Origin of the sequence: Pseudomonas sp. AF32 (assembly GCF_022342325.2) — a bacterium.
Taxonomy (GTDB): Bacteria; Pseudomonadota; Gammaproteobacteria; order Pseudomonadales; family Pseudomonadaceae; genus Aquipseudomonas; species Aquipseudomonas uvaldensis.
This window is the reverse complement of the sequence record NZ_RQJK02000012.1, coordinates 148863-169010: the sequence shown is the minus strand read 5'-3', so window position 1 is coordinate 169010 and position 20148 is coordinate 148863. Positions and strand designations below refer to the sequence as shown.

General features: G+C 51.7%; 18 protein-coding genes. All 18 read right to left on the bottom strand.

What is annotated here, in order from left to right; all coding sequences use genetic code 11:
* Positions 1–123 precede the first annotated feature (123 nt).
* The 18 genes from EGM97_RS13615 to EGM97_RS13530 all read right to left on the bottom strand — a co-directional run bounded on the left by EGM97_RS13615 (position 124) and on the right by EGM97_RS13530 (position 20141).
* A complete protein-coding gene (locus EGM97_RS13615; RefSeq protein WP_238962017.1) occupies positions 124–2133 on the bottom strand; it encodes a polysaccharide biosynthesis protein in 2010 nt (669 codons plus the stop codon).
* 96 nt (positions 2134–2229) lie between these two features.
* On the bottom strand, positions 2230–3246 hold the full coding sequence (locus tag EGM97_RS13610; protein WP_238962016.1) for an MraY family glycosyltransferase: 1017 nt from the start codon (positions 3244–3246) through the stop codon (positions 2230–2232).
* A complete protein-coding gene (locus EGM97_RS13605) occupies positions 3243–4208 on the bottom strand; it encodes a UDP-glucose 4-epimerase family protein (RefSeq protein ID WP_238962015.1) in 966 nt (321 codons plus the stop codon). Before EGM97_RS13605 ends, EGM97_RS13610 begins: the two co-directional genes overlap by 4 nt.
* The gene (locus EGM97_RS13600) at positions 4208–5461 is read right to left on the bottom strand and encodes a glycosyltransferase family 4 protein (RefSeq protein ID WP_238962014.1); all 1254 of its coding nucleotides are present in this window, start codon (positions 5459–5461) and stop codon (positions 4208–4210) included. Before EGM97_RS13600 ends, EGM97_RS13605 begins: the two co-directional genes overlap by 1 nt.
* A 14-nt stretch (positions 5462–5475) precedes the next feature.
* The gene (gene wecB, locus EGM97_RS13595) at positions 5476–6606 is read right to left on the bottom strand and encodes a non-hydrolyzing UDP-N-acetylglucosamine 2-epimerase (RefSeq protein ID WP_238962034.1); all 1131 of its coding nucleotides are present in this window, start codon (positions 6604–6606) and stop codon (positions 5476–5478) included.
* A 22-nt stretch (positions 6607–6628) separates the two neighbouring features.
* Complete coding sequence (gene wbjC / locus EGM97_RS13590) at positions 6629–7747, bottom strand: UDP-2-acetamido-2,6-beta-L-arabino-hexul-4-ose reductase (protein WP_238962013.1); 1119 nt, start codon at positions 7745–7747, stop codon at positions 6629–6631.
* Between the two features lie 5 nt (positions 7748–7752).
* Positions 7753–8787 (bottom strand): polysaccharide biosynthesis protein, encoded by a 1035-nt coding sequence (locus EGM97_RS13585; RefSeq protein WP_238962012.1) that lies wholly within the window; start codon positions 8785–8787, stop codon positions 7753–7755.
* Between the two features lie 31 nt (positions 8788–8818).
* Complete coding sequence (locus EGM97_RS13580; protein ID WP_275300595.1) at positions 8819–9601, bottom strand: AglZ/HisF2 family acetamidino modification protein; 783 nt, start codon at positions 9599–9601, stop codon at positions 8819–8821.
* 1 nt (position 9602) lies between these two features.
* A complete protein-coding gene (gene hisH / locus EGM97_RS13575; protein WP_238962010.1) occupies positions 9603–10217 on the bottom strand; it encodes an imidazole glycerol phosphate synthase subunit HisH in 615 nt (204 codons plus the stop codon).
* The gene (locus tag EGM97_RS13570) at positions 10214–11359 is read right to left on the bottom strand and encodes an N-acetyl sugar amidotransferase (protein ID WP_275300594.1); all 1146 of its coding nucleotides are present in this window, start codon (positions 11357–11359) and stop codon (positions 10214–10216) included. Before EGM97_RS13570 ends, hisH begins: the two co-directional genes overlap by 4 nt.
* A 21-nt stretch (positions 11360–11380) precedes the next feature.
* Positions 11381–12640: a hypothetical protein gene (locus EGM97_RS13565; protein WP_238962008.1), complete on the bottom strand. Its 1260-nt coding sequence runs from the start codon at positions 12638–12640 to the stop codon at positions 11381–11383.
* Between the two features lie 239 nt (positions 12641–12879).
* Positions 12880–14067: an MATE family efflux transporter gene (locus tag EGM97_RS13560; protein ID WP_238962007.1), complete on the bottom strand. Its 1188-nt coding sequence runs from the start codon at positions 14065–14067 to the stop codon at positions 12880–12882.
* Positions 14068–14291: 224 nt separating this feature from the next.
* The gene (locus EGM97_RS13555; protein WP_238962006.1) at positions 14292–14993 is read right to left on the bottom strand and encodes an acylneuraminate cytidylyltransferase family protein; all 702 of its coding nucleotides are present in this window, start codon (positions 14991–14993) and stop codon (positions 14292–14294) included.
* A 40-nt stretch (positions 14994–15033) separates the two neighbouring features.
* Positions 15034–16080, bottom strand: coding sequence for a nucleotidyltransferase family protein (locus EGM97_RS13550; RefSeq protein WP_238962005.1), 1047 nt, complete (start codon positions 16078–16080; stop codon positions 15034–15036).
* Positions 16081–16089: 9 nt separating this feature from the next.
* Positions 16090–16755: an acetyltransferase gene (locus EGM97_RS13545; protein WP_238962004.1), complete on the bottom strand. Its 666-nt coding sequence runs from the start codon at positions 16753–16755 to the stop codon at positions 16090–16092.
* Positions 16752–17837: an N-acetylneuraminate synthase gene (gene neuB, locus EGM97_RS13540; RefSeq protein WP_238962003.1), complete on the bottom strand. Its 1086-nt coding sequence runs from the start codon at positions 17835–17837 to the stop codon at positions 16752–16754. Before neuB ends, EGM97_RS13545 begins: the two co-directional genes overlap by 4 nt.
* The gene (gene neuC, locus EGM97_RS13535) at positions 17834–18994 is read right to left on the bottom strand and encodes a UDP-N-acetylglucosamine 2-epimerase (RefSeq protein ID WP_238962002.1); all 1161 of its coding nucleotides are present in this window, start codon (positions 18992–18994) and stop codon (positions 17834–17836) included. The genes neuB and neuC overlap by 4 nt, the downstream gene beginning before the upstream one ends.
* On the bottom strand, positions 18984–20141 hold the full coding sequence (locus tag EGM97_RS13530) for a LegC family aminotransferase (RefSeq protein WP_238962001.1): 1158 nt from the start codon (positions 20139–20141) through the stop codon (positions 18984–18986). The genes neuC and EGM97_RS13530 overlap by 11 nt, the downstream gene beginning before the upstream one ends.
* Positions 20142–20148: the final 7 nt, after the last annotated feature.

The following is a 20148-nucleotide window of genomic DNA, read 5'->3' as shown; positions in this document are numbered from 1 at the left end:
CTCCCGTCGCGAATGCACTCGCATTGAACGCATAGGCGCCGTGCATCATCGATAAAACGTTCATCAGAAAACGTACCCGTACCTAGTACTAGAAAATAGACCCGATCCAGCGCTCCGGCCTGTTCAGCAGTCCTTATGTTTGGGTATCAAGCGCCGCTGTTGGAATATCCAATCGACAATTTCTCCCTCTGGGGTATAACCGCTGACCACTTCACGCAAGAGCACGCGGACTCGTGAATATTCGTCCCTGGCAACGGCAGCCATCAACTCGTCCAACTTTATCTTGAGTTGCTCCCACGGCAGATGGTCCTCATTGGCACTCATGATCATCGGATGCGGGGTCGCGACTACATTATCCCCGATCAGCAACTCCTCATAGAGTTTTTCACCTGGCCGCAGTCCGGTAAATTCGATCGCGATATCACCGTGTGGGTTTTTTTCGGAGCGCACGCTCAAGCCTGACAGATGGACCATCTTCTGCGCCAACTCGGCGATCTTCACCGGCTCGCCCATGTCCAATACGAACACGTCCCCTCCTCGCCCCATCGAACCCGCTTGGATCACCAACTGAGCGGCCTCCGGGATGGTCATGAAATAACGCGTGATATTGGGATGGGTAACGGTGATGGGCCCGCCGGACTTGATCTGCAAGCGAAAGCGCGGGATAACCGAGCCGGACGATCCCAGCACATTACCGAAGCGCACCATGACGAAACGGGTTTTGTTGACCCGCGCGACATTCCCGCTGTCGCCGAACAGCACCGGGGCAACCTCTTGGCTCAAGGCCTGCAAGACCATTTCCGCCAAACGCTTGGTACTGCCCATGACATTGGTCGGGCGCACGGCCTTGTCCGTGGAAATGAGCACGAAATTTTCAACCTGAGCCTTCAGCGCCGCTTGTGCAGTATTTAACGTACCGATGACATTGTTGAGCATCCCTTCGGCGATGTTGTGTTCGACCAGGGGCACATGCTTGTAGGCTGCGGCGTGATAGACCGTCTCGACCTTCCAGGAAGTCATGGTGTCGAACAATTTATTCGCGTTGCGCACCGATCCCAGAATTGGCAATACATTTACCGGGATCGATTGTCGGGCAATGGTTTCTTCCAGCTCGCTCAAGATACTGTAAAGGTTGAACTCACTGTGGTCGAACAGTAGCAACGTGGAAGGCTCCAGGGCGAGGATCTGGCGGCAGAGCTCGGAACCGATCGACCCGCCCGCACCCGTGACCAGGACCACCTTGCCCCGAATGCAACGCGACAGCAGCGCAGGTTGTGCAGGGACCGCATCCCGTCCCAGCAAGTCCGCGATGTCCACCTCCTGGATGTCGTCGACTTTCACACGACCGCTGGCCAGGTCCATGAAACCCGGAACACTGCGGACGTGCAGCGGAAAACCTTCGAGATACCCCAGAATTTCACGTCGCCGCGCACGGCTCGCCGAAGGAACGGCCAACAGCACTTCCTGGGCCCCGGTGAGTTCAATCATCTTCTGGATGTGTTTTGGCTTGAACACCTGCAAGCCGGCAATCATGCGATTCGCGATACTGACATCGTCATCAATGAATGCCACCGGTTGCATGTCTCGACCAATGCGCAAGGCAGCCACCAACTGATTACCGGCGGCACCGGCACCATAGACCGCTACCTTGGTAAGACCGGTGTTACGGTTTACAAAAGGCACGTGATGGGCCGGGATGAACCAATCGCCCATGAAGTACTGTCGCATGAGCAGTCTCAGGCCGCCGATCATCACCAGGCTGAGCCACCAGTAATTGAAAATGACCGAACGTGGCACGGGTGCCATGTAGGAAGCCCCCCAATACACCACGAGCGCCAATAGAAGCGCGCTCAGGCTGACCGCCTTGATGATCGCGACCAGGGCATCGTTCCCCAGGTAACGCATGACCGCCCGATACATCCCGCATCGTACGAACAAGGGAATGGCAATCAACGAAGCGCTGACCATTAGCCATGGATGATGGATGAATGGATTGACCATGTCGTCGAAGCCAAGGCGCACCACAAATGCCAACCACAAGGCGAGCCAGACCAACAGCACATCGGTCACGACCTGAAGCAGGCGTTTTTGCCGACGTGGCAGCTTCAGCAATGCGACGCGAAGTCTATCCATGAATGTTTCCAACACCTTGTCCTTCCTACCCATTCTCGTGAAGGCTGTACGGCTACAGTCTTCCCTTACCATTATCTGCTCTCTCTACTCGAGGACTCAGGCGCTCTCCAATTGACCGGCCTTGAACTTGAGGGCCAACAACACCAGCGGCACGTAAGCCAGCAACAGACCTGTCAACCCATCGAGCTTCAACATCACGACGCACCACGCCACGGGGAACAACCACAGCACGTTGATTGCAGCCACTGCCAGTGTGACCGGACGATGGCGACCATAGCGGCGCGAGGCAAACTGATAAGCATGACTGCGGTGTGCCTCGTAGACCTTGTCACCCCGTAAGAATCGACGAATCAGCGTGACCGTCGCATCGACGATAAACACCCCCAACAGAATCAGCCAAGCCCAAAACAAGGCTGGTGAAACCCAGGCCGCTTGCAGCGACATTATCCCAAGCGCGATGCCCAGGAAGCCACTGCCCGCATCCCCCATGAAAATTTTTGCCGGTGGAAAATTCCAGAACAGAAAACCCAGCACCGCAGCAGCCAGTATCAACGGGGGCCAGATCAGGTCGGCGAAACCCGACAAAACGTAGAGCACGCTTGCTCCAACACAGGCCAGCACCGCCTCTATACTGGCGATACCGTCAATGCCATCCATGAAGTTATACAGGTTGAGAAGCCAGACTAGATAAAAAGCAGCCAGAACATGCCCCACCCAGGAGAGGTCGAAGTGGACGCCAAACAGGTCCAGTGGCGCCAGGCCCTCAAGCCATACCAGCGCCCAAACAGCCGCACTGAAATGCCCGAGCAATCGCCAACGTGCGGCAATGTGACCATGATCATCCATGAACCCCACGATGGCCACCAACGCACCGCTCCCACCCAACGCCACCAGATAGTCGAGCGACACCAGGCCCAGTTGTCCCAGCAACGGCAATGTCACCAGGAACGCAACCACGATCGCGACGCCCCCTCCCCTAGGGGTCGGGATGCTATGTGAGCTGCGTGCGTTCGGGATATCGATGATGCTGCGTGCCAAGGCATAGCGACGAAGGCCAGCCGTCATGAGCAGCGACGCCATCGCGACAGAGAAAAACAACCAGAAGTACATCATTTCGTTTGATTCATCCTGAAGTGCCGTGCGGTCCTGGCCAAGGCATCATCGACACTCACGGGCGGGATCCAATTCAAAAGTGTCCGGGTTTTCTCAATATCGACTTGCAACGAACCACACAGGCGCTGAGACAGCGCTTTTTTACCCAACAGGCCGGCTCCACGTTCGAGCATCCAGCTTGGGACCGGTATCAATCGGGCCGACTTGCCCAGTGCACGAGCCATTCGACTGAGCAACGCCGTTGTCGATAAGTCTTCACCATCACTGACCAGAAACGTTTGGTTCGCCGCCGCCGGATGGTCGATGCACGTGACAATCAGGTCGACCAGATTATCGATACTTACCAGGCTACGCCGGTTTTCAATGGCACCGAATGGCAATGGCACACCTTTGTCCAGCCAACGCATCATGCTCAGGAAGTTCGCCTTCACCCCCGGGCCATACACCAGAACAGGCCTGATGATAACCACTTCCATTCCCGTCGCTTGCGCAAGCTGGCGCAGACCTTCCTCGGCCTCCTGCTTGGACACGCCATACGGGTCGGCCGGCGCAGGGAGATCGTCCGCATGATAAGGGCGGCCGGGCGAGGTGCCTTCCCCATTGACCTTGATGGAACTGATGAAAATAAAGCGGCGCACTCCGGCTTGCGCCGCCTGCCGCGCAAAGTTGAGCGTGCCCACCACGTTAACCTGCCGAAAAGCAGCCAGTGGATCGGCTTCCTTATCATTCATCACATGCACGCGCGCGGCGCAATGAATGACGGTATCCACATTGGTCAGGTGCGATAGCCATTCGGTCTGCGGGGAAAATGCCTCGATCCGTACCGTGTTTACGGGAGCTGGTAAACGCTTGTCACCACGCACCACCGCAATCACCGACTTCTCGGGCTCCGCTTGCAGGCGCTCGAGCAATGCACCGCCGACAAACCCGCTCGCTCCGGTCATAAGAATACTGTGCTGCATCAGCGGTCTACCTTCCGTAGCGTGGCATTTCTGAAGATCTCTTCCAAACGCGCCAGTAAACGCTGCTTGGAGTAGTGCTGGAGATAATAGTTGCGACCACTCTCGCCCATCACCTTGAGCTGAAGAGGCGCCGTTTCGGCCAGGGCCTCAGTGATGCGGGCCAGCCCCTCTGCGTCACCGGATGCACATGTGAAACCCGCACCCGACTCATTGATGACGCGTGCGGCTTCACCATTGATCATGCCCAGCAGGGGCCTGCCCGAAGCCAGGTAGGCCTGGACCTTGCCGGGAATGGTCTTTTCAAATACATCATTGGTTTTTAATGAGACCAACAGCGCATCGGCGTTGGCGAACAGCGCAGGCATGGCTTCCAGTGGATGTCTGCCCAACAGCAATACGTTGTCCAGGCCGCGTGCGCTGACCTGTTGCCCCAGCCACTCACTCATTCGACCATCCCCCACGATGGCCCAACGCACAGCGACTTTCCCACGCAGTCGTTCAGCCGCGTCCAGCACGGCAGGGAAATCCTGGGCTTCGCCCAGATTCCCGGCAAACACCACCGTAAACACTGACTCGTCACGTGCAAGTATCGCGGTCGATGGGTCCGCCGTCGTCGAGAAATCGTCCTCAGCCCAACTGGGGAAATAGACCAGGCGCTCCAGATCCATAGGCCGGGTACAGTAGCCTTTGACGTTTTCAAGGAAGCCATTGGATTGCAGCAGCAAATAGTCCGCGCGGTTGTAGATCCACGACACCATTCGTCCCACCAGAGCCAATAACGCCGGTTTTTTCAATACACCTACCGCCCGCAGCGTTTCCGGCCACAGATCCAAGACCCAGATGAATACCGGGGCTTTCTTCAGGCGACCGATGACCAAGGCAGGAATCGCCGCCATGATGGGGGACACGGCGTAGACAAATACGGCATCGAAAGCACGCCCCCGCAGTGCATAAGTACCGACGGTCGAAGCGCTGGTAAAAAAACTGAGGTAGTTGAGGATCAACTGGATGCTGCGCTTTCCACGCGGGATCATGGGAACCCTGACAATGTTCGCACCATGATAGTCGTCGAACTGATGCGGTGCGGACTTGTAGGCTTCGAATACCCTCCCTTCCGGATAATTGGGTACCCCGGTGAGCACCGTCACCGAATGCCCTTTTTCGGTGAAATCACGCACAAGATCGTTGATCCGCATGTTTTCCGGCCAGAAATACTGCGTGACCACCAAGATGTTCAGCTTGCTCTCAGGCATATTCACAACTCGACTCAATACCGCTTCCAGACGACACGGTTCACGTAGTCGGTGTAGCTGTGCACGATCCTGGCAACCTTTTCAGAAACGTTGGGCATGCTGTAATCCGCCACCAGACGCAGGCTGCGCTCGGTGCCTGATAGCTGTGCCTGGAGAATATTCAGCCCCTGCAGAACACGCTCGACTTCCAGGCCCACCATCATTACCGCCGCTTCTTCCATCCCTTCAGGCCGCTCATGAGCTTCACGCAAGTTCAAGGCAGGAAAATTGAGGATGGAAGATTCTTCGTTGATGGTGCCGCTATCGGATAGAACAGCACGGGATTCGAGTTGCAGCTTGTTGTAGTCCATAAAGCCCAGGGGCTTGAGCAGTCGAACGTTCTCATGGAAGACGATACCCATGGCATCCACGCGTTTCTGAGTACGCGGATGGGTAGAAACAATCACGGGCTGGCCGAACGTGCTGGCAATGGTATTGAGTACCTCGACCATCTTGAGGAAGTTCTTGTCCGAGTCGACGTTCTCTTCCCGGTGTGCGCTGACCACGAAGAACTTGCCCGCTTCCAGGCCAAGCCGTTCCAGGACGTCTGACGCCAGGATGCGATCACGGTAATGGTTGAGCACCTCGAACATCGGGCTGCCCGTCTTGATCACCCGATCGGCAGGTAACCCCTCGCCCAGCAAATAATCACGGGCGATGGTGCTGTAGGTCAGGTTGATGTCTGCAGTGTGATCGACGATGCGTCGATTGATTTCCTCGGGAACACGCATGTCAAAACAGCGGTTCCCGGCTTCCATGTGGAAAGTTGGGATCTTGCGACGCTTGGCAGCAATGACCGCCATGCAGCTGTTGGTATCGCCCAACACCAGCAAGGCCTCCGGCTGGATAGTCGCCAATACCCGATCCACTGCGATGATCACATTACCGATGGTTTCAGCACCGGTACTCCCAGCGGCATTCAGGAAGTGATCAGGCTTGCGAATGCCCAGGTCCTGGAAAAAAATCTCGTTCAGTTCATAGTCGTAGTTCTGTCCTGTATGCACCAATACGTGCTCACAGTACTTATCCAACGCAGCCATGACCCGGGACAAACGGATGATTTCCGGACGCGTTCCTACGACGGTGACGATTTTCAATTTTTTCACTGCAGTGTTCATTACTAATCCTTCAGGCCTGGGTGCCAACAGCCATGGTGTAGGTATCTGGCCGCTCACGATCAAAGATCTCGTTGGCCCACAGCATTACGATCATTTCGGTTTCGCCAATGTTGGTGATGTCATGCGTCCAACCTGGCACCGTCTCGACCACTCGTGGGGTATCGCCGTCCGTGTAGAGTTCGTAGAACTCACCGCTGACGATATGCCGGAAACGGAAGCAGGCACGGCCCTTGATAACCAGGAACTTTTCGGTTTTGCTGTGATGGTAATGCCCCCCCCGCGTAATACCTGGATGGGCAGTGAAATAGGAAAATTGACCCGCATCCGGGGTTTTGAGCATCTCGACGAATACGCCCCGCGCATCACCATGCTTGGGCAATTCGTAGGTGAATACTTCAGGGGGAAAGTAACTTAGATAGGTCGAGTACAGCGCACGGACCAAACCGGTTCCGACCCGTTCGGTCACCATGGTCTCCCGGCTGCGCTTGAACGCCTGCAATTGCTCCGCCAACGCTCCGACCGTAGTGTCGTAGATCGGCTGGACATCCAGATAAGGGCCCTGAGCGGCATTGCCATCCATCACGTCGATGAAGCTTTTGATCACATCGTCGATATACACCAACTGCAAGGGAGCAACCGGGTTATTGACGGTAATCGGCAAGTCACGAACGATGTTATGGCAGAACGTCGCTACAGCCGAGTTGTAGTCAGGCCGTGCCCATTTTCCGAAAACGTTGGGCAAACGATAGAGATAGACCGGTGAGCCCTGCTGTTCTGAAAGCTCGAGCAATGCGCGCTCTGCCTCTCGCTTGCTCGCTCCATAGGGATTGTCCACTTCGGCTTGTATGGACGAGGTGTAGATCACGGGAATCGACCGACCAGTGGTTCTGATTGCTGCGCACAATGTTGCGGTGAGGCCGCTATTACCTTCGCTGAACTCCTCGACACGCTGCGGTCGGTTGACGCCGGCCAGATGAAAAACAAAGTCCACGCCGTCCAGCATCGACACCAAATCGCACGCAGCTTGCTCGCGACCAAATCGCACGACCTGAACATCTCGGCGCTCCTGCAGATGCGCAACAAGATTCTTGCCGACGAAACCGTTGGCGCCGGTAATAAGGACTTTCATAGGTCTCATTCCTCTGGAGTGGCATGCTCGCCACGCTGGATGGCCCGCATGAATTCCAGCTTCAACAACAACTTCTGCATGCCTTCGACGTCCAGGCGCTCAGTGTTATGCGAGTTGTAATCCTCTGTATGGGAAATCTTCTCCTCGCCTTGCTCTACGAACTTGCTGTAGTTCAAGTCACGCAAGTCCGGCGGGACACGGAAATAGGCGCCCATATCTTCCGCAGAGGCCATTTCCTCACGACTGAGCAATGCTTCATAAAGCTTTTCGCCGTGGCGTGTGCCAATGATCTGGATCGGGTGATCGGGCAGGCCGAGCATGGCCGTCAACGCCCGCGCCAGGGTCTCCACCGTAGCCGCGGGCGCTTTCTGTACAAAAAGATCACCATTGTTGCCATGTTCGAAGGCATAGAGCACAAGATCCACCGCATCGGACAAGGTCATCATGAACCGAGTCATGTTCGGGTCGGTGATCGACAATGACTTGCCTTCACGAATCTGCTCGATGAAGAGCGGGATGACCGATCCCCGAGAAGCCATGACGTTGCCATAACGCGTACCGCAGATAACCGTCTTGCTCTCGTCGACATTACGCGACTTGGCGACCATGACCTTTTCCATCATAGCCTTGGAAATGCCCATCGCATTGATGGGGTAGACAGCCTTGTCGGTACTCAGGCAAACCACGCGCCGGACGCCATTCTGAATAGCGGCCTCGAGCACGTTATCAGTGCCGATAACGTTGGTTTTCACCGCTTCCATGGGATGGAATTCGCAGGACGGAACCTGTTTGAGGGCTGCGGCATGGAAGATATAGTCAATACCGCGAGTGGCATTCAGCACGCTTTGGTAATCACGCACATCACCGATGTAAAACTTCAGCTTGGCGTTACTGTAACGCTTGCGCATGTCGTCTTGTTTTTTTTCATCGCGGCTGAAAATGCGTATCTCAGCGATGTCGGTATCCAGGAAACGTTTGAGCACTGCATTACCGAAAGAACCAGTACCGCCGGTAATAAGAAGTTTCTTGCCGTTGAACATATGACCTGACCCTTGCCGCGAACCCGGAGAACTACCGAGCCCGTAGAGCTGAATAAATAATTTCGTTTTTCTGCTGAGCACTCGGGTAGCTGATCAGCACAGCCCGGTATGCGCCCTTGAACACAAAGAAGCTGCCCGCCGCTACACCGACCACACCACAAGCTGCCACGACGTCGCGCATGTCCTCAAGCGAACCGCCGCCACCCAGGATGGTAATGGGGATGCGCAGGGTCTCCCGGAGCTTAACGGCAAGCTCCACATTGTAGCCTTTCATCCTGCCGTCGTTTTCGATGGAATTGAGCACGATTTCTCCGGCTCCGAGTCTTTCAAACTCTTGAGCCGCTTCAAGAACGCTGCGCTTGGTGTTCCGCGTGCCGTTGTGCGTCCAAACCTCCTGCTGCTTACTCAACAGGCGGGCTTTATGGTCCAGGACCACCACAACGCTTTGACTGCCGATCTCTTCAGCGATCTGACTGATCAACTGAGGGGTCTCAAAGGCCGCCGAGCTGATGGCGACCTTCTCAACGCCCAACGCGATAATGTCCTTGGCTTGCTGCGCGGTACGAATGCCCCCGCCATAGCACAACGGCATGCGGCACTCCGCTGCCAGTTTGGCAATCTGAGCGTAATTAGGTTCGACAGCGTTCACCGTGGCGTCGATGTCGATCACAATCAATTCGTCGGCTTCTTTCTCGTTGAAGATTTTCACCGCGTTGATCGGGTCCCCAACGTACTTGGGATCCTTGAACTTCACTGTCTTCACCAGCCCGCCGTCTTGAATCAGCAAGCAAGGAATGATCCTGGGTCTCAACATGTCATAGTTCCGCGAAGTTTTTCAGCAATCCGACGCCGAAATGGTGGCTTTTTTCGGGATGAAACTGAACGCCATACACGTTTTCAGCGCGCACGGCGCAACTGAACGCCAAGCCGTAGGAAGATGTTGCCTCGCTGTGCCGGGCCTCTTCACATTCAAAAAAGAACGAATGCAGGAAATAAAAACGCGCATCGTTCTCAAAGCCGTTGAATAACGCGGAGTTCGCAGTCGGACTGACATCGTTCCAGCCCATGTGCGGCAGAGGTAGCTCGGTCAGGCCCGGAACAGACTTGAATGACCGAACACAACCGGGCACCCAGCCAAGGCCAGGCAGGGAGCCCTCGTCACTACGGTTCGCCAGTATTTGCATGCCTACGCAAACACCCAGTACCGGGACATTGTGCCCCAAGACCAATTCTTCCAGCGCGGGACGCATGCCCGAGGCGCCAAGCCGTTGAACGGCATGGTCGAACGCGCCGACCCCAGGCAGGATCAATTTGGTCGCACCGTCCAATTGCGCAGTTGTCTGAGCGACGGTAACCGGGATGTGCAAACGTCGATAAACGTTCACGAAAGCCTGGATATTTCCCAGACCATAATCAATGATGGTAATCATCTGAACAGTCGTTTTTCCAATCCGATTGCACTGAGTATCCGGGCACCTATTCCGATCAGGAAGCGCTTGTTTTTGTAGTCACGGTAGGTTTTATTTTCACCCTCGAAAATGCGCTGAAGTTCAGGCACAGTCAAGTCCAACTTATGCGCGACATATTCAAACTCAGACGTCAGAAAATTTTCATCCAGTTCTGGCTTGGCGATGCGCTCCAGGGCGGACTCACGAGTCATCTGTCCGGTCATGATGAGACTGGAGAAATGAGCACGGCGCTTTTCATATCCGAACTTACGCGGCATCCAGTAATCTTCGTAGAAACGTGTGAACCGGGATTCATGATGTTTGTGTTGAAAACGCTTCCAGCCAAACAAGCGCTCCAGCGTATCTTCCGCATCACTCTTTATATAAGGCAACAGGTTTAACGGGCGCACAACCTGCATACCCAAGACATAGCGGTAATACAACTTATAGGACAATATATCGACGAGAGGGAACGTCTTGAGCTTGCGAGTCCCAAATTTGCCGTGGATATCATTGATCAGTATTTTGTCGATCCCCGGATAGCCGCCCCACTCCTCCGGTTCACGGCAACACTCCGTAGAGTAGTTGGCGCCTGTCAATACGTACTTTATTTTGTTGGCTTTTGCAAACCGATAAAGCCCGGAAAAGAAAGCAGCATCTTGCGGAATATCCTGGTCCGGAATTTGCGCTTTTAAGAAAGCCACTTGCAAACTCTTCATTTCTTCCCAGTTGACAACGTCGGTATATAGCTCCAAGCCAAGACCATCAACCAGCTTTTCGATATTCCCCACAGCCTGGTCAGTATTCCAACCTGCGTCAACATGAAACAGGAGCGGCCGCAAGCCCATGATTTCCTTGGCGACATAGCACAAGTAAGAACTGTCAAGACCACCGCTAAGACCTATGATACAGTCGAAATCGCGACCAACGCCGTCAGCTTTAATTTTATTAGCCAACGCCTCAAGCTCAGCTTGGCCACGAGCATCAGTGTGCCAACTGGGCTTGATAACCTTCTCAAAATTATTGCAATACTCGCAAACGCCCTGCTCATCAAATTTTATATTAGGATCACTGGTATCCATAATACATCTAGAGCAAATAGTGTACTCTCCAGCGCGGCTCATCCCCCCCCCTCCCACTCAACTTTACTTCGCTGACTGCAGCTTATTGGTTATTTTCGACAAAACCGATTCGTATTCCTCGGGCTGAATCGCCAACGGGTGCAAAATCGCACCTATTCCGCTGCCCTCATACTCAGCCACCAAGGTAGAGGGGTAAGATATTAACAAATCGACCTTGGGAAAGAAATCAGCCTGCTCGATCATATGCCACCCCCTGGCCCTGATCTCCTTGCTCGGAGACACCGTCGGGTGCGGCTTGTAAAAAAAGTCAATAGAGGAATCCGACATTATCCGGTCATACAGAAATATGTGAAAGTTTTCACATATGGCATGTCCGACAATCAGCACGCTAAAACCCGAAGACACAGGGGTCAATGAAATTCTTGGTTTGAAACACTCAATATCCAGATCACGCTTGAGGTTGCCGCGAAATATAATATATTTGCGAAACACCTCGGCAGACGCCTCATTGTATACATACAACTTATCCACATTTCTCAACCGGGTAGGAATTTTTACGGAGAAAGTGGTTTCCATACTTGTTGAAGATAACCCTACAAGCGAACCATGCTGGACAATTGTCAGGCTTGACTGCGTCTTCTTTTCGGCGACCAGACGATCAATAAGAACCGCCCATCGATCATAATGATCAGTGATGACAAATTTATGAGAAGGTATTTTTTCGATAGCCAAATAAAATGCAATCCATTTGAATGCCGTATAACTTTGCAGCCTCCAAACTTTAAAAGCAGCCTTATGCCCCATCCGACTGGAAATAAAAAAGGAAAGTCTTAGCGCCTGAGCGCAATCCCACCAGGTCAGAAGAGACGAATAATCCAAAACTGTTAACTTTGAATTAACCACCAATCCCTCGCTGCCTGGCCCTCTAATCAGACAACTGGAATAACTCAACGCATCAACCGACTCGAGTACACCCAAAGCCCGCGGAGAGAAGGCAAGCGCAACAGGCTTATTCGAAGGCAAATCCAAGAACTTTAAATCAAACTTTTCCTTCCCGATCAACAACCTTAAGAAGTCAAATAGAAACCAACATTTATCGAACCCCATGCGCCACAGCAAGCTTACGATCTGAATAAAAAAGCGAGCGGATAAAAAACCTGACCCTATGACACTTAAAAATTTTGCGGGACGAGGCGCATATGCCAGCTTACTCGGATCACACGCGCACAGCGAATAAACACTCTCATCAACGGCAATTTCATTTTTTGTAGCGGCAAGATAGTGGGCAAGCAACTTAAATCGTCTGCGCATTTTATTATCCATTATATTCGCTCCCCCTCGACTCTCTGAAAAAAGCGCCTCTATCAGGCAAAAACATCTGATCACGGGAAGAAATTCAGTGCATTCTCAAATACAGCACAAACGAGGCAATACAAAATCATCGCGACCATCCCAGGATATCTCGTAAAAGCACATGAAACATCGAGGAAACCAGACACTTTGATGTCGCTTTAGTGAAAAAACATGACAATCTTGAATCGCCCCTTTCATGGAACGTTCCGTTAGGCTTTAGCATCACAACCTTCCTTCTTAATCAAGCGAAAGCCAAAACCATAAGCCAGAGATTTCCATATAAATATCGTCGCAAAAGCATTACACATGCCCCAGAGTACAGCCGAGACCCCATCAACGTCTGCCATGCGCATCGCAAAATAAGACACGAGAAAAACCACAAGCCCGCCGACTTGACTCAAAAATATGTGCGAATCTTTATGAAGCGCATAGAGTCCCACGTGGGGAATCATGCTTAAGGCATATAGAGCCATCGCTAAAATCAGCCACTTCAAAATATAAAAATACTCTACATAAACAACCTTATCCAACCATAGCGCCATGCCCCAACCAAAAAAGTAACAGGCAACAGACAGAAACAGGGTAAATCCAATTACGTTAAAACTAAGTCCACGCATACTGACCGAGAATTGATGGTGATCGTGAGACTTGGCGGCAAGAATAAGTTTTGGTAAAAAAAACACTATTACGGCCGCATCCAAAAATGAAAGAACAGCTGTCGCCATACCTATGTACAAAACATACGCACCCAAGACGTCCAGACCAGCCACCCGCTCTATCCAATAACGATCAATTGTAAAAATACCACGAATACAAAGGCTGGCGATCAGCAACGGCCACACCAACCTTAGCCCTCTTTTTATCCACAGCCAATTCACCGGCGTAAAAAAAGAACGGCCGTTGTACGTTCTCAAACCCCAGAGCCCCATAAACAGCGCTAATACGCATCCCGAAAACCAGAGCGCAAAGACAAAGTTCAAATTTCGCGAGGAGGGCGATATAAACATGACCAATATGGCAAGCAGCCCCCAGACACCACTGCGGACAAACAGGACCGCACTGGCCAGCATCTGCTGCGAAACAGCGACCAGAACTCGGTTTAGCTCTTGAGCCAGATGCTCGACGATCAAAAGAAAACCAAACCAATAAATATATTTTATGGCTATGAATCCACTCGAAAAGAAAACCACCATTAGTGGAAAAGCCAGAAGATAAGCCAGAGCATAAAGCACTACTTGATCTTTAAGATAGCCAAATAAAAGATCTGGATCGGAACCTATGATCTCCCGGGTTGAGTAATTATAAAACTCAAAGCCAACCAGATAAATTGCATACCCAATGGTGGCCGCTACCAGACCGTAGACACCGACATCTTTAGCATCGAGGTACTTGGCCATAAAAAAAATCAGAGCGAACTTACTAACCAGCGTAGCCGCCCTTATATTTAAATTGATAACACGCTTAATTTTCTCGCGCCCCACCAACGTTAGAATTCTATTTAACAACCGAACCAACACTCCTAAACAAAAACAGCTGCTTTGGACAGAAGAATCATGCGACCAGATTCTCCTGTCGCGAGGTAGCGTATTGTATACGGCAAATCAATACACATACTTCAGCATTAAGCGTCTAGGTCCTTGTTCAGATTTTCATCATGAACGAACATTTCAGCCATCTTAAAATCATAGATATCATCCACATCGACAGCGCGCATCCGCGGGATCACAACAGATTTCAACCGTCCATCAAAAAGCCCTGTCGACGCTTTGATATAGGAAGGCCGCGTCACATAAGCAACCCCGGTCATATCATAGACAGCCGGAGCATCCTGCCTACGAGTAATGGTGCCATCTCCACACACCAACTTGCTAAACCCAGCATCATCCCGAATCAACATTGCAAAGTACGGATTAGTTGCCGCGGGAGTCACAGTCACAACGACATCAGCGTCTTTAATTGAATCCAGGCATTTGCGTACATCACCGGCATTTCGTAATGGACTGGTAGCAGGGAGGCTTAAGAAAATATCAAAACGATCACCGCGCTGCTCCAAAGTTTCGACGGCATGCTGCCAGGATTTCCACTCGGCCGATGTATCCGCCGCCAAATCTTCTGGTCGATCAATCACCTCTGCGCCATACTGTTTCGCAATGGCAGCTATCTGGGGACAATCCGTTGACACAAATACCTTCTCTATACTTTCTACCTGCTTGGCCACATTGATTGAGTAGGCCAGCAAAGGCTGACCTGCCAAGTTTCTAATATTCTTACCAGGCAGCCCCTTAGAGCCACCTCTTGCAAATATAAAAGCGTACGTTTTCATGAACCCCCCGATGACGCAAAAAGATCAGACAAGCAAAAAATCACAAACTTAAAAAATCACTTTGAGCACGCTGGAAGTCCTCCATACGACCTATATCAAGCCAATACTCGTGAACAGGAAACATATTCACATTTCGATTGAGCCCGATCTCTCTTTCCAATAGCGTAGGCATATCAATGCGCTCACCGGCCGGAACGCTTTTCACCAGTTCTGGTGACAGCAAATAAATACCAGCGTTGATGAAAAAGTGTTGGATCGGCTTTTCGACCATAGAGATTATTCTGTGCCCTTCGCTCTGAATAACGCCATAGGGGACGCGATATTCAAACTCTCTCACGCACATGGTGGCAACGCCGTTGTGTGTTTCATGAAATTCCAACAGATTGAGGAAATTCAAGGTAGTCAACAAATCTCCGTTCATCATGAACAGCGGCATATCTATCTCATCATGAGGAAGCAGTCCTAGCGCCCCCCCCGTGCCCAGCGGGGCCTCTTCATGGATATAGGTAATGCTGACACCCCATTGACTTCCGTTGCCAAAATAATCTCGGATCATCTCCGGCATGTAATGAGTGGAAATGTAAAACCGATGAAAACCAGAGCTGATGAAGCGCTCTAAAATCAGTTCCAGAATTGGCTTATCCCCAACCTTGAGCAAAGGCTTGGGACAGTTATGGGTCAGCGGCCTCAATCGTGTTCCAAAACCACCAGCCATGAGAAATACAGGATTATCACGGCGCGGCTTATCTAGAAGATTATGCAAGGTCTCAAGGCCAATCACCTTGCCTTGGTCATCCAGGATCGGAAGTTGAAGAAGTTTATATTGTTCCATTATGGAAAGGATACGCGCCTTCGTCCAACCCGTTCGGGCAGTCTTCGGCGACAAGCACATGATATCCCTGATAGGACCGTTGAGCGGCAGCTTTTTCAGTAGTGCCCGCCGAATATCTCCGTCAGTCACTGTACCTAAGAGTTTTTGTTGGTCATCGACCACTAGTACTATACGCATCGCAACGCGATCCAGCGTAGCGATAGCTTCTTCCATAGCGATATCTGGACTAACAAGGGTTAACTGCCACTGTTTCATTCTTGCCTCTTAATTCTTTAGCCGTTGGGTAATGTGAGGTTTGGCACCTAACGATATGCGATTAGCTGGTAACGATCTCACCAGTACCGAACCGGCTCCAATCACAGCGTCCTTTCCCACGGTCAATGACTGAACGACGGTCGCACCAGCACCAACGAAAGCCCCTTCGCAAATAGTACAGTCCCCACAAACCACCGCACCGGGGGCAATATGCACGTTAGCGTGGACATTACAGTCATGATCAATGCTCGCGCGGGTATTGATAATTGTATTTTCACCGATGTCACAGTCAGCCTGTATGATAGCACCCGCCATGACTTGAACGCCTTGCCCAAGGTTCGCAGTGGAGTCGACTGAAGCACGGGGATGAACCAATACAGGAAAATTAAATCCCTTGGCTCGGTAGCACTTGAATATTTTTTTTCGAATATTATTGTGAGTGACTTGACCAATCCCATTGATAAGGCCAACTTCTGTGGGATCTAATTGCTCAATAAAACTATCATCACCAAGCACATCGACGCCACGCCATTCCTTCACTTCTTTTGATTTAAACTCAGGAGCACATACGCCGATGACATCAAAACCCGCCGATGTCGCTAATGAAAGAAGAACCTTGGCATGGCCTCCCGCACCGATTAGCACTACTGACTTTACAGTCTTTACGAGTTTCACTTCTCGAGAGCCTCGCCCACGGCATATTCGCGCGGGCTGACTTTTCCGACCAAACTCCATAGTTCAACAGCCGGCACGCCACCGCCACTGCGCGCCGTTGTAAGGTCCTCACGGGACAACACAGTTCCTTTTGCTATTTGACGACTTGCTACAACCTGCTGCCGGGCGGCCTTGCGTGTATCCCACTCGCTTGCTTGCGGAGCCTTGCACGCACTACCAATGGCTTGTTCTAAGGCTCGGATATCATTGATCATGCCTTTAAGCTCATTCGGCTCAAGGGATGCTTTGTGATCAGGCCCTGGCAGAGTCCGATCAAGCGTAAAATGCTTTTCAATGACCTTGGCTCCCCGTGCCACAGCAGCAATGGAGACCAACGCACCTTCCGTATGGTCCGAATAACCAACCTCAAGACCAAAAGCATTTGCGAGCGTATCCATCGCCTTCAAATTGACCTCAGACCAAGGGGTGGGATATTGCGATGTGCAGTGAAGCAAGGTCACGTGTCCAAGCAATTTATGTCTGTTTTCTGCAACGCTCCAGGAACGCCAAACCTCATCCATATTCTCTGGCTCACGCTCATGGACCAAGGCATGAGCAACAATAGCCAAACCCTGCTCAACCTCACTGAGCGTGGCCATTCCTGTGGACAGCACCAGGGGCTTTTGTGTCCGCGCAAATTGCCAAAGCAATGGACCGTTGGTCAATTCACCGGAGGGCACCTTGAAAAAAGGCATATCCAAGCGACATAGAAAGTCCAAGCTCTCCGCGTCAAAAGCGGTTGAAAGGAACTCGATTCCAAGATCTCGAGCGTGTCGTTGGATATCCTGATGCCATTCCTTTGGCAACTCGAGCCTCTTCAACATTGCAAGCTGAGACTCAGCATTGTCGGTATTTGTGACTTGGTAGGCAGCCTTGGGGGCGCTCTTGGAAGCCAGCTTGGCAGCATCAAACGTCTGGAACTTCACCGCATCAGCGCCAGACGCTGCTGCTGCTTCAACAAGTGCCAACGCCATGTCCCGTTGACCGTTATGGTTAACACCTGCTTCTGCAATTACGTACACACCTTGCGAGCTACTTTTCATAGTAAATCCAGGTCATAGAATTTTTTTGAAGTATTGCCGTCGAAACCTATCAACTGCTGTACGATTTTCTGACTGGCATCACCTTGCCCATAGGGATTCTCTGCATGTTTGCACATATTGGAGAATCCTTCCGAAAGCGCGAGGGAAATAGCTTGGCGAATTGAGTTGGCGCCAGGTTCACAAGGAATGACAGTTTCAGCAGCCAGTCGGCCCTTCTGACGCGAGCCAATATTGACAGTCGGCAAGCCAAATGAAGGTACTTCGATAATTCCGCTTGACGAGTTACCAACTACGACACTCGCAAATTGCAATATACTTAAATAGCGTTTGAACCCAAGCGATGGCACGGCGAGCACCCTGCCAGGATTGAGTGCCGCATATTTTTCAATCAACGATATTATGCTACGGCCGCCGTTGTCTGCGTTGGGGTAAGTAATAATCACCTGATGATCTGGAAATGAGTCCAACGCATCCAGCAATGCACAGAAGCTCCGCTCAGGATCCTCTTCAGCAAGGGTGACCGGATGATAGGTCACCAACATGAAGGGCCTTTTTATGTTGAAATCGAGGCTTTGAGACAACGCCTCGAGAGATAAAAACTCTCCCCGTTTTACATGATCCAAGCCTACGGCACCCACGTTAAATACTCGTGTAGGATCTTCACCCATCTGAATGACGCGTTGCCTATAGGGTTCGGCAGCCACAAAATGCAGCGCGGCCATCTTGGTTATGGCATGCCGAATAGCATCGTCATAGGCCCCTTCCGTTATTTCTCCACCATGGATATGAGCCACTGGAATTTTCATGATGAGTGCAGCTTGCACTACCGCTAGCGCCTCGAACCGATCCCCGAGCACTACCAGTACATCTGGCGCTAGCCGCTCCAAGGCTTCGGCAAATCCTAATAGTCCCAAGCCCATGGATTTGACAACGCCAACCGCCGTATCAGAGGACAATAGCATCTCGACTTTTGCATCGATCTCAAATCCATCATGAACGATCTGTTTCCAAGTTTCCCCGAACTCAGGGGACAGGTGCATACCGCTCACAATGACTTTAAGGTCCAACGAAGGATTATTTTCTATATCCTTCATCAACCAATACAAAAGGCCATATTCAGCCCTGGTACCGGTAAAAACTGCGACCTTACTGACCACGCTGAAACTCCGGCAACACGCTGCTCGGCAAATTCACTACTCGGGCCTCCAGCCACAGCGAGTTGGTCAAATCGCCTTTAATGCATTTATTGTAAAGCGGGAGGTGACACATCAACTTCCAGATGGGACGAGTCATCACGCCTTTATCGTTAGTTGCTTTAAGAAGAGCATCACGGCGCTCAACAGACTCGCAAATGACTGTATTCAGCCAGTAATTCGAGCGGCATTCGGGAGGCTCTTTAAAAAAGGTCAGCTCGCTATTAGCCAACAACGAGGCGTAGCGGGACGCCAACTCACGTTTGGCTGAAACAAATGTGTCGATCTGTTCCAGCTGCGCACAACCCAAAGCTGCATTCAGGTTGGGTAATCTATAATTGAAACCCAATTCGTCATGAACGTATTCGTAGGGATGAGGTTGCTTCGCCGTTGTCGTCAGGTGCTTGGCTTTTACACCAAGAGTCTCATTGGAAAGAATAGCGCCCCCGCCACCCGTCGTAATTATTTTATTACCATTGAAGCTGAGTACTCCCAGAGCACCAAATGTTCCAGTGTGCTGCCCTTTATAGAGGCTTCCGAGCGACTCCGCCGCATCCTCGACCAAGGTTATATTCCAAAGCCGACAAACTTCCACCAAGTGATCGATATCTACTGGATGCCCAAATGTGTGCATCGGCAAACAGGCCCGGATAACCTGATGCGTCGTTTTGTTGCGACAAAGCCCACTATCATCTAGATAAGCATGCTCTTGAAGCCACGCATTCATCGCCGACGGGGAAAATCCAAGTGTGTGCAGATCAACGTCAATAAACACTGGCATGGCGCCGCAATAAGCGATTGCGTTGCAGGTCGCGACAAAAGTTAACGCCTGGGTCAAGACCAGATCGCCCTCCTTTACCTCAGCCAAAACAAGCGCCGTGTGAAGAGCTGCCGTGCCGTTCACCGTCGCCGTCGCCCGAGGGCTCCCCGTATAGGAAGCCATGTCTTTTTCGAAACGATCGACAAAGGCACCCACGCTCGATACATATGTAGATTCGATTGTTTCCACTACATAATCACGTTCACGACCGTTGAAGATCGGTGCATGCAGCGGAATGAAGTCATTGGTAGCGTATTCGTCACGCACGAATTTAATTAATGAATCGAACATAGCTCCC

Bases quoted from the DNA above. Each gene is read 5' to 3' on its own strand.
- EGM97_RS13605 (WP_238962015.1), bottom strand. From the start codon at position 4,208: ATGCAGCACAGTATTCTTATGACCGGAGCGAGCGGGTTTGTCGGCGGT.
- EGM97_RS13610 (WP_238962016.1), bottom strand. From the start codon at position 3,246: ATGATGTACTTCTGGTTGTTTTTCTCTGTCGCGATGGCGTCGCTGCTC.
- neuB (WP_238962003.1), bottom strand. From the start codon at position 17,837: ATGAAAAGTAGCTCGCAAGGTGTGTACGTAATTGCAGAAGCAGGTGTT.
- EGM97_RS13560 (WP_238962007.1), bottom strand. From the start codon at position 14,067: ATGGCCAAGTACCTCGATGCTAAAGATGTCGGTGTCTACGGTCTGGTA.
- EGM97_RS13530 (WP_238962001.1), bottom strand. From the start codon at position 20,141: ATGTTCGATTCATTAATTAAATTCGTGCGTGACGAATACGCTACCAAT.
- EGM97_RS13550 (WP_238962005.1), bottom strand. From the start codon at position 16,080: ATGAAACAGTGGCAGTTAACCCTTGTTAGTCCAGATATCGCTATGGAA.
- EGM97_RS13600 (WP_238962014.1), bottom strand. From the start codon at position 5,461: ATGCCTGAGAGCAAGCTGAACATCTTGGTGGTCACGCAGTATTTCTGG.
- hisH (WP_238962010.1), bottom strand. From the start codon at position 10,217: ATGATTACCATCATTGATTATGGTCTGGGAAATATCCAGGCTTTCGTG.
- EGM97_RS13580 (WP_275300595.1), bottom strand. From the start codon at position 9,601: ATGTTGAGACCCAGGATCATTCCTTGCTTGCTGATTCAAGACGGCGGG.
- EGM97_RS13570 (WP_275300594.1), bottom strand. From the start codon at position 11,359: ATGAGCCGCGCTGGAGAGTACACTATTTGCTCTAGATGTATTATGGAT.
- EGM97_RS13615 (WP_238962017.1), bottom strand. From the start codon at position 2,133: ATGGATAGACTTCGCGTCGCATTGCTGAAGCTGCCACGTCGGCAAAAA.
- EGM97_RS13565 (WP_238962008.1), bottom strand. From the start codon at position 12,640: ATGGATAATAAAATGCGCAGACGATTTAAGTTGCTTGCCCACTATCTT.
- EGM97_RS13555 (WP_238962006.1), bottom strand. From the start codon at position 14,993: ATGAAAACGTACGCTTTTATATTTGCAAGAGGTGGCTCTAAGGGGCTG.
- EGM97_RS13585 (WP_238962012.1), bottom strand. From the start codon at position 8,787: ATGTTCAACGGCAAGAAACTTCTTATTACCGGCGGTACTGGTTCTTTC.
- wbjC (WP_238962013.1), bottom strand. From the start codon at position 7,747: ATGAAAGTCCTTATTACCGGCGCCAACGGTTTCGTCGGCAAGAATCTT.